This window comes from Duganella sp. AC917, assembly GCF_979258245.1.
In genome coordinates, this window is the sequence record NZ_OZ409848.1 from 3,703,497 (window position 1) to 3,716,821 (window position 13,325).

Below are 13,325 nucleotides of genomic sequence, written 5' to 3' on the forward strand. Positions count from 1 at the left end.
CGGTTATGAGTAGTCGGCGTCCAACTCCGAGCCGGCATAATTTTCCAGCTCGGCAAACAAGGTTTTCATCGCCGTGCGGCCCTTGATGTGCTGAATCACGGTACACGTCTGGCGGTAACTCTCGATCCGGTCCAGCAACACCGGATGATGCTGCACCGGCACCTTGGCCACCAGCGCCGCCCAGCCCTCTTCGTAATCCGGCTTGTTTTTGCGCACCGACTTAACGAAACGCTCGAACTCCTTCTGCCCGGTGCGCGCCACCACCCTGCCCCCGCCTTCGATCGCGAAGATGATCGCCAGCGCGATCACGCCCTCGGCATTCAGATCGGTATCGCTGACCGGCCCCTCGGTGTTGTGCCGGCGCAGCCAGCCGGCCAGCCGCACAATCGCCTGCACCTCTTTGCGCTGCTTCAACATGACGTTGTAGCGGTCCGCGCCGTTCCAGTTCTGGTTCGGGTCGGTCTGGCACAGCTCGATGAACAGGTCGCGCAAGCGCCGCGCCGAATACACCGGATCGGTATCGTATTCGCCGACCAGGGTATCCTCCGGCAACGCCGACAAGTCCTTGATCATGCGGAAACCGATCTGGAACGCGTGCTCGGCGCCATGCTCGATCAGGAACTCCAGCGCCGCCAGATCCGTCTCGTTCGGAATTACATGATCGAGCCCCAGCGACACGCCGCCCACCGTCAACTGCAGCGCCTTCTGGATGCCCTCGGCGGTGCGGTCGTTGGTGAACTTTTCGGCCACCATCGCCGTGATGCCGGTCAGCTCGTCGGCCAGCGCGTAGGCGGCCTCATCGTCCGGATGGGTCGCCAGTTGCTGGATCGCGCGTGTCAGGCGCGGCAAATTCTCTACGACTAACGCTGGCAGCATCGCTTCGGTATCCTTCGAGTATTCCATCAAGAGAAAATGCCGGTGCCGACGCTGCGGCGCGAAGCGGCCTTGGCGCTGCGGGTCGACGGTACCTGCTTGCGCAAGCGGTACAGCAATTCCTTGGTCGAACGCTGCAGGAAGGTCGGTTCCTCGTCCGGGTCGTCGCTGAACTCGGCGTCGGCCAGGTCGGCGCTGTGGCGGAACTCGGGGAACAGCTCGAACAGCGAGCGGTCCCAGCCGTCTTCCGACGCTTGCGCCAGCGCGATCGCCAGCGGCACGACGTCGTTGTCGGACGAGGTCTGCCCGGTCAGGTACGGGCCCTTGGCGATGATCTCGCCGGCCACTTCCAGGATTTCCTTCGGCGCCATCGAAAACAGGATGGCGAAAATGGTGGCGCCGTGGTCGGTCGCCGAGGCCGCCTGCAGAAGTTCGCTGCGGCGTTCCTCGTCGTCGGTCGAGAACACCACGCCGTGCACGTGCGCGAACAGCGATTCGGCAATACGCTCGGGGTCGTCCTCGATCAGGTCGTCCTGCCAGGTCGCGGCAAAAAAGGCCAGGCTGTCGGCCCAGGCCTTCGGCGGCACCAGCAAGGTCGCCAGCGACATCTTGCCGCCGTCGAAGCCGGCCATATGCAGCGCGGTCACTTGCGGCGGAATGTTGCTCAACACTTCCACCACCGCCAGGTCGCCGAACTGGTCGGCCGCCTCGGCGAAGGCTTGCTCGGCGTGGCCCAGCGAGCCGGCCAGCACCAGCTCGGTCACCTGCTTGCTCAGCGCCGGCAGATTGCTTTTGTTTTCGTCGGACATGGTTTAATCCTCCTTGTCGAACATTTGGGCGAAGTCGTCGGTCGCGTTGTCTTCGTCCTCGACATCGTCGCCGTCGTCGTTGGCCGACAATTGTTCCAGCGACTGGTCGTCGTCGTCCCACTTGCGCGGATTTTTGAACAGGAAGGCGGTGATGATGGCCTGGCGTCCCAGCTCCGGCTGATTTTCTTCGAGCGCGGCGTACATCTGTTGCGCCGCCTCGCCTTTGCACGAGGCCATCGAGAACACGCGGGCCGGGTCGCCGAACTCGTAGTCCTGGGCTTCGGCCAGCAGGCCTTTCGGGTCGCTGAACTCGATATGGTCGACCAGCGCGAAGGCCAGCATGTTGACGTCGTCGATGCCGCCGCCGCTGGCGTACTCGGACACCAGCGCGTCGATCATGCGCTGGTAGTTCTTGCGGTCGGGCGGGTCGCCCAGAATGCCTTCGATCTGGCCTTCCAGTTCGCGCGATTGATAGGCGAATTCAGGGTGTACTTTTCTCATTGCTTGCTTTCGTTTTAATACTGTATTGATTATGGTGTCAGGCCGGTGGCAGCGTGGTGCCGTGCAGATTGAACACCGAGCGCCATAACTGGTACGCTTCCGCTTCCGAATCGATGATGATGCGGTGGTTCACGCTTTGGTTGTATTCTTCGCGCTTGACCGGGTCCGACAGGATCTCGTAAGCCTTGGTGATGCTCTTGAAGCGCGCCTCGGCGCCGGGCGCCTGGTTGCGGTCCGGGTGGAAGCGCATCGCCAGCGAACGGTATATCTTCTTGATCTCGTCTTCGGTGGCGTTAGGCGCGATACCCAGCGTGTTGTAATGATTTTCCATCTTGGAAACTCCCTGGGCCGTTATGCCGAAACAATTAAAGGCGAATTATACCCGTCGCACCATCTGCCGCCCCGGCCAGGCCGCCGGCCGGGGCTCGGCACAGCGCCATGCAGCATTTCCCCTCGGCCCATGAAGGGGATACGGTAAAATGCCCTTTACACGAACTCTTGCAAAGCCCACTTTTCAGATGAGCAACGAAAAAAACAGCCCCGCGCCCGCCTTACCGTCCAACTTCCTGCGCGCGATCGTCGATCACGACCAGGCCGCCGGCACCCACGTGCGCGCAGGCATGCCCAGTGTGATCACCCGCTTTCCGCCCGAGCCGAACGGCTACCTGCACATCGGCCACGCCAAGTCGATCTGCCTGAACTTCGGCCTGGCGCGCGATTACCAGGGCCGCTGCAACCTGCGCTTTGACGACACCAACCCGGCCAAGGAAGAGCAGGAATACGTCGACACCATCATCGACAGCGTCAAGTGGCTGGGCTTCGACTACGACTACCCCACCGCCGACGGCGGCGTCGAACACCATCTGCACTACGCCAGCGACTACTTCGATCAACTGTACGCGATGGCCGAATACCTGATCGGCAAGGGCTACGCCTACGTCGACAGCCAGTCGGCCGATGATATGGCGGCCAATCGCGGCAATTTCAATACGCCGGGCAAGAATTCGCCGTTCCGCGACCGTCCGCGCGAGGAATCGCTGCAGATCTTCCGCGACATGAAAGCCGGCAAATACGCCGACGGCGAACACATCCTGCGCGCAAAAATCAGCGAGGACGCGATGTCCTCGCCGAACATGAACATGCGCGACCCGGCCATCTACCGCATCCGCCACGCGCACCACGTGCGCACCGGCGACGCCTGGTGCATCTACCCGATGTACGACTACACGCACCCGATCTCGGACGCGCTGGAAAACATCACCCATTCGCTGTGCACGCTCGAATTCCAGGACCATCGGCCGTTCTACGACTGGCTGCTCGAAACCTTGGCCGAAGGCGGCTTCTTCACCTTGCCGCTGCCGCGCCAGTACGAATTCTCGCGCCTGAACCTGACTTATGTGGTCACCAGCAAGCGCAAGTTGCGTCAGCTGGTCGAGGACGGCATCGTCAGCGGCTGGGACGATCCGCGCATGCCGACCATCGTCGGCCTGCGCCGCCGCGGCTACACGCCGGAAGCGATCCAGCTGTTCTGCGAGCGCATCGGCGTGACCAAGTCCGACGGCTGGATCGACATGAGCACCCTGGAAGGCTGCCTGCGCGAGGATCTCGATCCGAAGGCGCCGCGCGCCACCGCCGTGCTGCGTCCGCTCAAGCTGATCATCGACAACTATCCAGAGGGCCAGAGCGAGGAATGCACGTCGCCGGTCCACCCGCACCACCCGGAGATGGGCGTGCGCACCTTCCCGATCACGCGCGAGCTGTGGATCGAGGAGGAGGATTTCATGGAAGTGCCGAGCAAGGGCTATTTCCGCTACTACCCGCCGATCGACGACAAGCCGGGCAGCCGCGTGCGCCTGCGCCACGGCTACGTGACCGAGTGCACCGGGTACGACAAGGATGAGAACGGCAAGGTCGTCGCCGTCCATGTGAATTACTTCCCGGACTCCAAGTCGGGCACGCCCGGTTCGGACAACTACAAGGTCAAGGGCAACATCCACTGGGTGTCCGCCGCCACCGCGCTGCAGGCCGAAGTGCGCCTGTTCGACCGCCTGTTCACCGACGCCCAGCCGGACGCCGGCGGCAAGGAATTCCTGTCGCTGCTCAATCCGAACGCCAAGGAAGTGGTCACCGCCTATCTGGAGCCGGGCATGAGCGCGGCCCAGCCGGACCAGCGCTTCCAGTTCGAACGGCACGGCTACTTCGTCGCCGACCGCGTCGACTCGAGCGCAGGCAAGCCGGTGTTCAACCGCATCGTCACGCTAAAAGATAGCTTCGTCGCCAAATAAGGCGGCCAGCTCCCCCGGAAACCGGCGCCTTCCGCGAGGATGCGCCGGTTTTTTTCATTCCTCCGCACACAAGAACGTCCAGGACAAGTGGCATTTTTTATAAATTTACTTGACTAGGATTACCATTATTTTCTATATTCAAGGCGGGTAGACATCGTTGAAGTTGCTTGAAAGGCAATCGGAATGGAGGCACTTCTCGCGCAGCGTCAAATGTTTTCCCCGCCAAAATCGGTCTGGTGGGCCGGGATCATGCTGTCCTTGGGCGTGGGCGCGCTGTGCTATGTCGCCGCGTATAAAATGGTCGAGTACGACGCCGGCGAACGCTTTATGCACCAGGCGCGCAACGCCCAATACCACATCAGCTCCCGCATCGACACGTATGCCGACGTGCTGCGCGCCACCGCCAGCTACTTCGACGCCAGCGGCAAGGTCGAACGCGAGGATTTTCACCGCTTTGTGCGCGGACTGAAGTTGTCGACCCAGTTTCCGGCGCTCGTCAGCATCAACTATGCGGAATACATCACCGAGGCCCAGCGCGAGGATTTCGAGAAGGTATCGCGTCACAGCGGCGACGGCACGCCCAACGGCTATCCCGACTACGTCGTCCAGCCGACCGGGCGCCGCACCGACTATTCGGTCATCACGATGATCGAGCCGATCGCCACGTTCCGCTGGCGGGTCGGCCTCGATATCACGCACAAACCGGCGGTGGCGCAGGCGCTGGCCAACGCGCGCGACACCGGCGAGATCAGCACGTCCGGCAAGCAGATCGACATGGACAGCTTCGGCCAGGGCGGCGGCATGGCGATCCGGCTGCCGCTGTACCGCAAGGATATGCCGCTAAACAACACCCAGGAGCGCCGCGCCGCCTACCGGGGTTCGGTCGGCATCGGTTTCAGCGTGCCGCGCCTGGTGCAGCTGGCGATGGACCAGATGCAGGTGCGCGACGTGCGCCTGCGCCTGTACGACGGCGGCGACGGCGGCGACCGCACGCCGGCCGCGTCGCCCCCGGCCCTGCTGTTCGACAACAAGGTCAACGGCGACGACAACGTGCGTCCAGCCGACCAGTTCTCCATCGTGCTGCCGCTGACCTTCAACGGCCGCCAATGGCATGCCCACTTCAGCGCGCCCAAGGCGGCCTGGTCGAGCCGCTTCGACCTGTTCCTGCCGTGGCTGGCCATGTTGAGCGGCTTTATCGGCTCGCTGCTGTTCTACCTGCTGATCCACACGCTGTCGTCGTCGCGCATGCGGGCGATCAAGATGGCCAAGGTGATGACCAAGGAACTGCGCGACAGCCAGGCCAAGCTGCAGCAATCGCACCACAAGCTGCGCCGGCTGGCCGCGCACGCCGACCAGATCAAGGAGCAGGAACGCAAGCGCATCGCGCGTGAAATCCATGACGACCTCGGCCAGAACCTGCTGGTGCTGCGCATCGAGGCCGACATGCTGGCCACCCGTACCCGCCACCGCCATCCGCGCCTGCACGCGCGCGCCAAAAGCACGCTCAGCCAGATCGACAGCACGATCAAAAGCGTGCGCCACATCATCAACGATCTGCGTCCGAACGTGCTGGACCTGGGCTTGAACGCGGCCGTCGAATGGCAGATCGCCCAGTTCCGCCAGCGCTCCGGCATGGTATGCGAGCTGATCGAGCACCAGCGCGACATCCGCATCGACGACCATTGCGCCACCGCTTTCTTCCGGGTGCTGCAGGAATCGCTGAGCAATATCGTCCAGCACGCGCACGCCAGCCTGGTGCGGGTGGAATTACGCCAGGCCGGCGGCATGTTGAGCATGACCATCACCGACAATGGCGTCGGCATGCGGGCGAGCAATCGCAACAAGGTCGGGTCGTTCGGCCTGGTCGGCATCGAGGAACGCATCAGCTTGCTGGGAGGCGTGTGTTCCATCATCGGCAGCCCCAATGCCGGCACCACGGTCGCCATCTCGGTGCCGATCGACCACGTGCCGCCGCCCTCCAACGACGACATCAACGACCTCAACGACAGCGGCCACCTGAGCGCCAACGCCATCGCCTGAATCCCCCCGGTTTGTCCCGTCGTTCCCTAGGAGAAGTCAGCGGCATGTAGGAATTTCCTCAAAACATTGATAAATATCAAACGTTAATAAGCAAAGTTGAGCAAAAATCAATTGCTTCGTAACGTTTTTTAACCCGTATCAATTTAGAGGAGATGTCCATGAACGTCATCAACGCACTGGATCTGGACGCAATCAAGGTCAAGCTGATGCATAAGGAATCCGGCGAAGGCTGGTCGCTGGAACGTGCCAACGCTGTTGAGTTCGAATATCGCCGATTCCTGACACTGATGAAAAAGTATCCCCACGAACAGACTTCGCCGCTGGTCGACGTGGACACGTTCTGGCACTACCATATTCTCGATACGATGAAGTACGCCGAAGATTGCCAGGCCGTGTTCGGCTACTTCCTGCACCACTTCCCGTACGTCGGCATGCGCGGCGAGGCGGACGAAGCGTCGCTGGCGCGCATTGGGCAGCGGATGAAGGAACTGTACGAAGCGGAATTCGGCGAAGACTATGTGCGTCCGGCGAAGCGCGCCTTCGAAGGCGCGACCCAGGCCAACGCCTTCTGCGGCTCCCCCGAGCAAGCCAACGCGTTCTGCGGTTCGCCCGAAAAGCAAGCCAACGCATTCTGCGGCTCGCCTGACGTGCAGGCAAACGCCTTCTGCGGTTCGCCGGAGAAACAGGCGAACGCCTTCTGCGGCAGCCCTGAAAAGCAAGCCAACGCCTTCTGCGGCTCGCCCGAGAAACAGGCCAATGCCTTCTGCGGCAGCCCTGAAAAGCAAGCGAACGCCTTCTGTGGCAGCCCGGAAAAAATGCAAGCGAACGCGTTTTGCGGTTCGCCTGAGAAACAAGCGAACGCGTTTTGCGGCTCTCCTGAAGAGAAAGTCGCTTTTTGCGGCAGCCCTGAGAAAGTCGTATCCGCCAAGGTCCCTCATCAGCCGGGACTGTTCAGCGGTCGCCCTACCCTGAGCTAGGAATCAAGCATCGCCGACCACGTCGGCGCAAGCGAACCATGGTGGGCCGATCAAAACCGGCCCCACCTAAGACAACGGCGCGTTACCGAGAGGTGCGCGCCGTTGTTTTTTTTGGTCACCTATCAGGCCGCCATCATTTCGCGCAGCTCGCGGATGCTGAAATCGCTGATCTCGTGCATACGGATCAGGATGGTCGCACCAATCGGGAGCGTGTTGTGGCGAATTTTGCTGATGACAGGTGGTGCTACTTCCAGCGCGCGCGACAGCGCAGCATCGTTTTTCAGCTGCAGCTTTTCGATGATGGCGTCGAGGACGCGGTTTGGATTGTAGGTTGGGGAGGCGGTGATTTCTTTGATAGACATAATGTTTAAGTAGGTTCGTAGCCGTTTTCGCAAAAAAACGACACATGGGTAAATAAAATTTTTAGCTCAATTACCAGTGAAGCACTACAAAACGCGAACTTTTATGCCGGTTTTTAGTGCCTAGCCGCGATAATACACGTTTTTGTTAACGAACGGCTAACCCGAGCTGTATTTGTGTGAGATTTTGATAGATTTTACACCCATTTCTTATGCTAAGAAGAATCTGTTGCAAAAAAGGGTATAAAACATTGTAAAGTTTTGTAGCAACTCAGCTCGTGCGGCTGAGTCCGGAAGCGCGGAAGCACCATTCAACGGCCATCAGGGCGGCCAGTTGCGCGATGGTGCCGGGAAGGAAGATCGTCGAGGTCGATCCGAATCCCGCTTCGCTGGACGAGCAGCGCCAGCCCACACGCCGACGGATTTCATCCGGTGCCGGTGGCGGACGGCGCGCGCACTCACGCAGCTGCATGTAGGCACGGACCTGCTCTTTCGTCGGATGCAAAGTGGCTGGCATACGCGAGCTCCTTTTAGAGATAACAACGATATCGCATCAAGCGCCGATTTATTTGATGCGCGTCAAGCAAGTCATCTTAATAGTTTGACACAGAAAGCTGACATCGGGCTTGCACTGGTATAAGTCTTGGTTTCTTTTTACACCTTTTTGCTGGGCAACTACAAGCGCCACGCGGCCACTATGTGCGCGGAGTCACGCCCGACATGATCTGGTCGTTTAAAATGACGCTTTTCCCGCCTCCGGCCGGACCGACAACCGCAATTCACAACACTAAGGCGCCCATGACCTACGAAGAATTCCTCGATGAGGTAACCACCCTGCTGCACGAGATGTACAACCTCGACGACGCGGCCGCGATCAAGCTGGTGGTCGACGCGCAGGAGGCCGAGTATTTCGTCGCGCACGACGACAATGAAGAGATGCGCACGGTTGAACAGGCGAAGAAAGACGCCACCGCGCTGCATGAGGCAAAGCAGAACCGCAACCAAACCCAGCGCAAGCAGCAGTTGCGCAAGGTGCAGCAGAAGAAGTAAGAATCAGAAATAAACGGGCGGCTTGCCCTCAGCCCGCGCCGCCCGCTGGCGTTACAGTTCCGCCAGCATCCCGGCCACCGTCGGATAGCGCAGCCGCACGCCGAGCTCGCGCTTGATGCGTCCATTGCTCAGCCTGCGTGATTCGGACATGAACGACAGCAGCGCCGGCGTGATCACCTGTTTCAATTCAGCACGCGGCAAACGCGGCGGCCGCTGCATGCCGAAGGCGTCCGCCACTGCGTCGAAATACTCGGCCATCTTCATGTCGCTGTCATCGACCGCATGGTAGATACGGTTTGGCAAGCCACCAAACAGCGCGCTGACGATGATCGTGGCCAGATCGTCGGCATGGATATGGTTGGTGTACACGTCCTCGGCGGCCAGCAAGGCTGGCGTGCCCTGTTGCAAGCGCTTGATCGGCAAGCGCTCGGCCCCATAAATACCAGGCACGCGCAGGATGGACAGGTCCGAACCGGCGCGCACCGCCCAGCGCCGCAGCACGGCCTCGGCGTCGACCCGGCGCGTGGCCCGGGGGTTGCGCGGCGCCACCGGACGGCTCTCGTCAAACAGCGCGCCGCCGCAATCGCCATACACCCCGGTGGTACTGACATAAACCATACGGCCTTGCTCAGGTAAAATGGCGGTCAGGTTACGCGTGCGCCGGTCCAGCGCGCCCTCGGCCGGTGGCGGCGCCAGGTGCACCACGTACCTGGCCAGCCCGGCCAGGCGCCGCAAACTGGCGGGATGGTCGAGATCGGCCACCAGCGGCACGGCGCCCAAGGCGCGCAACTCGGCGCGGCGCTCGGGCTGGCTGGTGGTGGCGAACACGCGGAAATGGCGGCGCAGCAGCGGCACCAGGCGCATGCCGACATCGCCGCAGCCGACGATGAGCAGGCGCGGCCGGTTGAATGTTTGGGAATGGTGTTCGTTATTGATTAGCTTGATGTTTTTCATCTGAAGGATTGTATGACGTTTCAAATTACAGTACAGCCTAGCGGCCACCAATTCAGCTGCGAGGCGGACGAAACCGTGCTGGCGGCGGCGATACGCGCCGGCGTCGGCCTGCCTTACGGCTGCAAGAACGGCGCTTGCAGTTCCTGCCGCGGCAAGGTCCTGTCCGGCTCGGTGACGCACAAGGCGCACCAGGAACGCGCGCTGAGCAAGGAAGACGAAGCGGCCGGTTATTCGCTGTTCTGCTGCGCCACCGCGCACGAGGACCTGGTCATCGAAGCGCGCGAAGTGGCCGGCAGCGACGACTATCCTATCCGCAAGATGCCATCGCGCGTCGCGACGCTGGAAAAAGTGGCGCCGGACGTGGTCGTGATGACCTTGCAATTGCCGGCCAACGAGACGCTGAAATTCCGCGCCGGCCAGTATATCGAATTCATGCTGCGCGACGGCAAGCGCCGCAGCTACAGCCTGGCATCGCCGCCGGACCAGGACCAGCCGCTGGCCCTGCACATCCGCCACCTGCCCGGTGGCCTGTTCACCGACCAGGTGTTCACGACGATGAAGGAACGCGACATCCTGCGCTTCGAAGGCCCGATGGGCACCTTCTTCGTGCGCGAGGATACCGACAAGCCGATGGTGCTGCTGGCCTCGGGCACCGGCTTCGCGCCGATCAAGGCCATCGTCGAGCATTTGCGCGCGCAGGACTCGCAGCGCGCCATGACCTTGTACTGGGGCGGTCGCCGCCCGCAAGACCTGTACATGGACGCGCTGTGCCGCCAGTGGGAAGCGATCCTGCCGAACTTCAAGTATGTGCCGGTGGTCTCGGCCCCGCTGCCGGAAGACAACTGGAGCGGCCGCACCGGCTATGTGCACGCGGCCGTCATGGCCGACCTGCCGGACCTGTCGGGCTACCAGGTGTACGCATGCGGCGCGCCGGTGATGGTCGACTCGGCCAAGCAGGACTTTGTCGCGCAATGCCGTCTGCCGGAGGAGGAATTCTACGCCGACGCCTTCACCACAGAAGCCGACATCAACAAACCGTAACAGCATCCAACCGCGGGCGGCCTGGGATGCGGAGTCCCAGGACCCCGCTCCCAGAAAGCCCCAATGTCAGACAGTTCCACCTCCAACGCTACCAACGGTTTTAGCGTTCTGCGTCACCGCAACTTTACCCTGTACCTCGGCGCCCGCACCCTCGCCACCCTCGCCGTCCAGATGCAAAACGTCGCCATCGGCTGGCAGGTGTATTCGATGACGCACAATCTGTTCGACCTCGGCCTGATCGGACTGGCGCAGTTCGCGCCTTTCCTGCTGCTGATCCTGATTGCCGGCCACGCGGCCGACCGCTACGACCGTCGCAACCTGATCGCCCTCGCGCTGGCGGCGCAGCTGCTGTGCGGGCTGACCTTGCTGGCCTTCACCATGGCCGGCCTCAGTACCGTGTGGCCGGTGTTTGCCGTGCTGGTGCTGTTCGGCAGCGCGCGCGCCTTCATGGGACCGGCCACGCAAGCCATCCTGGTCAACCTGGTGCCGCCGGAAAGCTTCAGCAAGGCCGTTGCGCTGAGTTCGTCGAGCTTCCACGTGGCGGTGATCCTCGGGCCGACCCTGGGCGGCCTGTTCTACCTGGCCGGACCGAAAACCGTGTACGTGATTTCCTCGGCGCTGCTGGTGGCCGCCGTGGTGATGATGTGCATGGTCAAGTCCGTCAAGCAGCCAAGCAACCGCGAACCGGCCACTTGGCACACGGTGCTCGAGGGGCTGCGTTTCGTGCGCTCGCGTCCGGTGGTGCTGGGCGCCATCTCGCTCGACCTGTTCGCCGTGCTGTTCGGCGGCGCCACCGCGCTGCTGCCGGCGCTGGCGCACGATGTGCTGCACGTCGGCCCGACCGGCCTCGGCATGCTGCGCACCGCGCCCGGCGCCGGCGCCGCGCTGTGCTCGATCGCGCTGGCGTTCTTTCCGATCACACGCCGGGTCGGCATGTGGATGTTCGGCGGCGTGGCCGTGTTCGGCGCCGGCACGCTGGTGCTTGGCGCCACCTCCACGTTCATCGTCGCGCTGGTGGCGCTGTTCCTGATGGGCGCCGGCGATATGATCAGCGTCTACGTGCGCCACCTGCTGGTGCAATACGAAACGCCGGACGCGATACGCGGCAGGGTCAGCGCCGTCAACTCGGTGTTCATCGGCGCCTCGAACGAACTGGGCGAGTTCGAATCGGGCGTCACCGCCGGCTGGATGGGGCTGACGCGCGCCATCCTGTTCGGCGGCGCCGCCACCCTGGCAGTGACGGGACTGTGGGCCTGGTTGTTCCCGGTGCTGTCGCGCATGGACCGCTTCCCGCCCGAGGATAAAAAATGAGCGTGCTGACGAAATTCTTGCCGCGCATCGCCCATACCCGCCCGCACCTGACCTTTGCCATCGTCGTCGGCGCCGTGGTGCTGCCCCTTCTGCCAAGTCATTGGCGCTGGCTCAGCCGCGTGCTGACGGCGTGGGACGTGACGGTGTGGATCTACCTGGCGACTATGGGGTGGATGATGTTGCGCGCCGACCAGCACGACATCAAACGCGCCGCCTGCCGCCAGGATGAGAAGGGGCCGGTGATCCTGGCGACGTTGTCGATCGCCGTGATGATCAGCCTGGCCGCCATCGTCTCGCAGCTGACCACGCTCAAGGACGCGCCGCACGCCGATCTGGCGCTGCATTATGGCTTCGTGGTGATGACCTTGACGGGCTCCTGGTTCATGGTGGGCGTGATGTTCTGCTCGCACTACGCGCACCTGTACTACACCCACCCGGGCGGCGAGCCGGCGCTGGGTTTCCCGGACCGCCACCTGAAGCCGAACTATTGGGACTTCCTGTATTTCTCGTTCACCATCTCGGTGGCGGTGCAAACCTCTGACGTGACCGTGCGCTGCCGGCGGCTGCGCAAGGTGGTGCTGGGACAGTCGGTGCTGTGCTTCTTCTACAACCTGGCGATACTCGGTCTCTCGATCAATATCGCGGCATCTCTGATTAACGGTTAGCTACTTAACGAGAACCTAAGTCAAAAAGGAGTAATATTGATTCGCAGTTCAACAACACAGGAGCAAGCATATGCAGATCAATATTAATTCCGACAAAACCATCGACCGCAACGCAGGTCTGGACGAGCATGTGCAAACAGTCGTGAGCAACGCGCTTCATCGCTTCGGCGAGCAGATCACCAGCGTCGAAGTGCACCTGAGCGACAACCTCGGCCAAAAGTCGGTCGACGGCGAAAACCGCGTCATGATGGAAGCCAGGGTTACCGGATACAAGCCGATCGTCGTCAGCGATCACGCCGCCACATTGCACCAGTCGATCGGCGGCGCGGCGGACAAACTCAAGCGCGCGCTCGACAGCGCCCTGGGCCGACTGCACGACAAGGACAAGCGCCACGCGGCCGATCCGGTCGTCGCCACTGCCGCAACGGACGACGACGAATAACATCGCCCACGGCGATGA

General features: G+C 62.0%; 15 protein-coding genes. 8 read left to right on the forward strand and 7 right to left on the reverse strand.

What is annotated here, in order from left to right:
• Positions 1-3 precede the first annotated feature (3 nt).
• From ACZ0BA_RS16070 to ACZ0BA_RS16085, 4 genes are read right to left on the reverse strand one after another with little or no spacing between them, the layout of a single operon-like run.
• Positions 4-876 (reverse strand): hypothetical protein, encoded by an 873-nt coding sequence (locus ACZ0BA_RS16070; protein ID WP_463452219.1) that lies wholly within the window; start codon positions 874-876, stop codon positions 4-6.
• A 26-nt stretch (positions 877-902) separates the two neighbouring features.
• Positions 903-1,682, reverse strand: coding sequence for a hypothetical protein (locus ACZ0BA_RS16075; RefSeq protein WP_463452220.1), 780 nt, complete (start codon positions 1,680-1,682; stop codon positions 903-905).
• A gap of 3 nt (positions 1,683-1,685) precedes the next feature.
• Positions 1,686-2,183: a hypothetical protein gene (locus ACZ0BA_RS16080; protein WP_463452221.1), complete on the reverse strand. Its 498-nt coding sequence runs from the start codon at positions 2,181-2,183 to the stop codon at positions 1,686-1,688.
• A 37-nt stretch (positions 2,184-2,220) separates the two neighbouring features.
• Positions 2,221-2,514 carry a DnaJ domain-containing protein gene (locus ACZ0BA_RS16085; protein WP_315394256.1) on the reverse strand — a complete coding sequence of 98 codons (294 nt, stop codon included), beginning with the start codon at positions 2,512-2,514 and terminating at the stop codon, positions 2,221-2,223.
• A gap of 187 nt (positions 2,515-2,701) precedes the next feature.
• Between ACZ0BA_RS16085 and ACZ0BA_RS16090 the strand changes: the two genes are divergently transcribed.
• The 3 genes from ACZ0BA_RS16090 to ACZ0BA_RS16100 all read left to right on the forward strand — a co-directional run bounded on the left by ACZ0BA_RS16090 (position 2,702) and on the right by ACZ0BA_RS16100 (position 7,485).
• Positions 2,702-4,468, forward strand: coding sequence for a glutamine--tRNA ligase/YqeY domain fusion protein (locus ACZ0BA_RS16090; protein WP_463452222.1), 1,767 nt, complete (start codon positions 2,702-2,704; stop codon positions 4,466-4,468).
• 210 nt (positions 4,469-4,678) lie between these two features.
• Entirely contained in the window at positions 4,679-6,508 is a 1,830-nt protein-coding gene (locus ACZ0BA_RS16095; RefSeq protein WP_463452223.1) for a CHASE domain-containing protein, read from the forward strand.
• A gap of 158 nt (positions 6,509-6,666) precedes the next feature.
• Entirely contained in the window at positions 6,667-7,485 is an 819-nt protein-coding gene (locus tag ACZ0BA_RS16100) for a glycine-rich domain-containing protein (protein WP_463452224.1), read from the forward strand.
• A 122-nt stretch (positions 7,486-7,607) separates the two neighbouring features.
• On the opposite strand, the gene ACZ0BA_RS16105 is transcribed toward ACZ0BA_RS16100, so the two are convergent.
• Both ACZ0BA_RS16105 and ACZ0BA_RS16110 read right to left on the reverse strand, forming a co-directional pair.
• Positions 7,608-7,847, reverse strand: a complete 240-nt coding sequence (locus ACZ0BA_RS16105; protein ID WP_209725996.1) for a hypothetical protein — start codon at positions 7,845-7,847, stop codon at positions 7,608-7,610.
• Positions 7,848-8,115: 268 nt separating this feature from the next.
• Complete coding sequence (locus ACZ0BA_RS16110) at positions 8,116-8,361, reverse strand: hypothetical protein (protein WP_463452226.1); 246 nt, start codon at positions 8,359-8,361, stop codon at positions 8,116-8,118.
• A 281-nt stretch (positions 8,362-8,642) separates the two neighbouring features.
• Here ACZ0BA_RS16110 and ACZ0BA_RS16115 point away from each other — a divergent pair, with 281 nt between their 5' ends.
• Positions 8,643-8,894, forward strand: a complete 252-nt coding sequence (locus ACZ0BA_RS16115) for a hypothetical protein (RefSeq protein ID WP_463452227.1) — start codon at positions 8,643-8,645, stop codon at positions 8,892-8,894.
• A gap of 51 nt (positions 8,895-8,945) precedes the next feature.
• Here the strand turns inward: ACZ0BA_RS16115 and ACZ0BA_RS16120 are convergent, their stop codons facing one another.
• A complete protein-coding gene (locus tag ACZ0BA_RS16120; protein WP_463452228.1) occupies positions 8,946-9,848 on the reverse strand; it encodes an SDR family oxidoreductase in 903 nt (300 codons plus the stop codon).
• 12 nt (positions 9,849-9,860) lie between these two features.
• On the opposite strand from ACZ0BA_RS16120, the gene ACZ0BA_RS16125 reads away from it, so the two are divergent.
• The 4 genes from ACZ0BA_RS16125 to ACZ0BA_RS16140 all read left to right on the forward strand — a co-directional run bounded on the left by ACZ0BA_RS16125 (position 9,861) and on the right by ACZ0BA_RS16140 (position 13,307).
• Positions 9,861-10,889: a CDP-6-deoxy-delta-3,4-glucoseen reductase gene (locus ACZ0BA_RS16125; RefSeq protein WP_463452229.1), complete on the forward strand. Its 1,029-nt coding sequence runs from the start codon at positions 9,861-9,863 to the stop codon at positions 10,887-10,889.
• 63 nt (positions 10,890-10,952) lie between these two features.
• On the forward strand, positions 10,953-12,200 hold the full coding sequence (locus ACZ0BA_RS16130; RefSeq protein WP_463452230.1) for an MFS transporter: 1,248 nt from the start codon (positions 10,953-10,955) through the stop codon (positions 12,198-12,200).
• Entirely contained in the window at positions 12,197-12,865 is a 669-nt protein-coding gene (locus ACZ0BA_RS16135) for a DUF1345 domain-containing protein (RefSeq protein ID WP_463452231.1), read from the forward strand. The genes ACZ0BA_RS16130 and ACZ0BA_RS16135 overlap by 4 nt, the downstream gene beginning before the upstream one ends.
• A 70-nt stretch (positions 12,866-12,935) precedes the next feature.
• Positions 12,936-13,307: an HPF/RaiA family ribosome-associated protein gene (locus ACZ0BA_RS16140; RefSeq protein ID WP_463452232.1), complete on the forward strand. Its 372-nt coding sequence runs from the start codon at positions 12,936-12,938 to the stop codon at positions 13,305-13,307.
• The last annotated feature ends 18 nt before the right edge of the window (positions 13,308-13,325 follow it).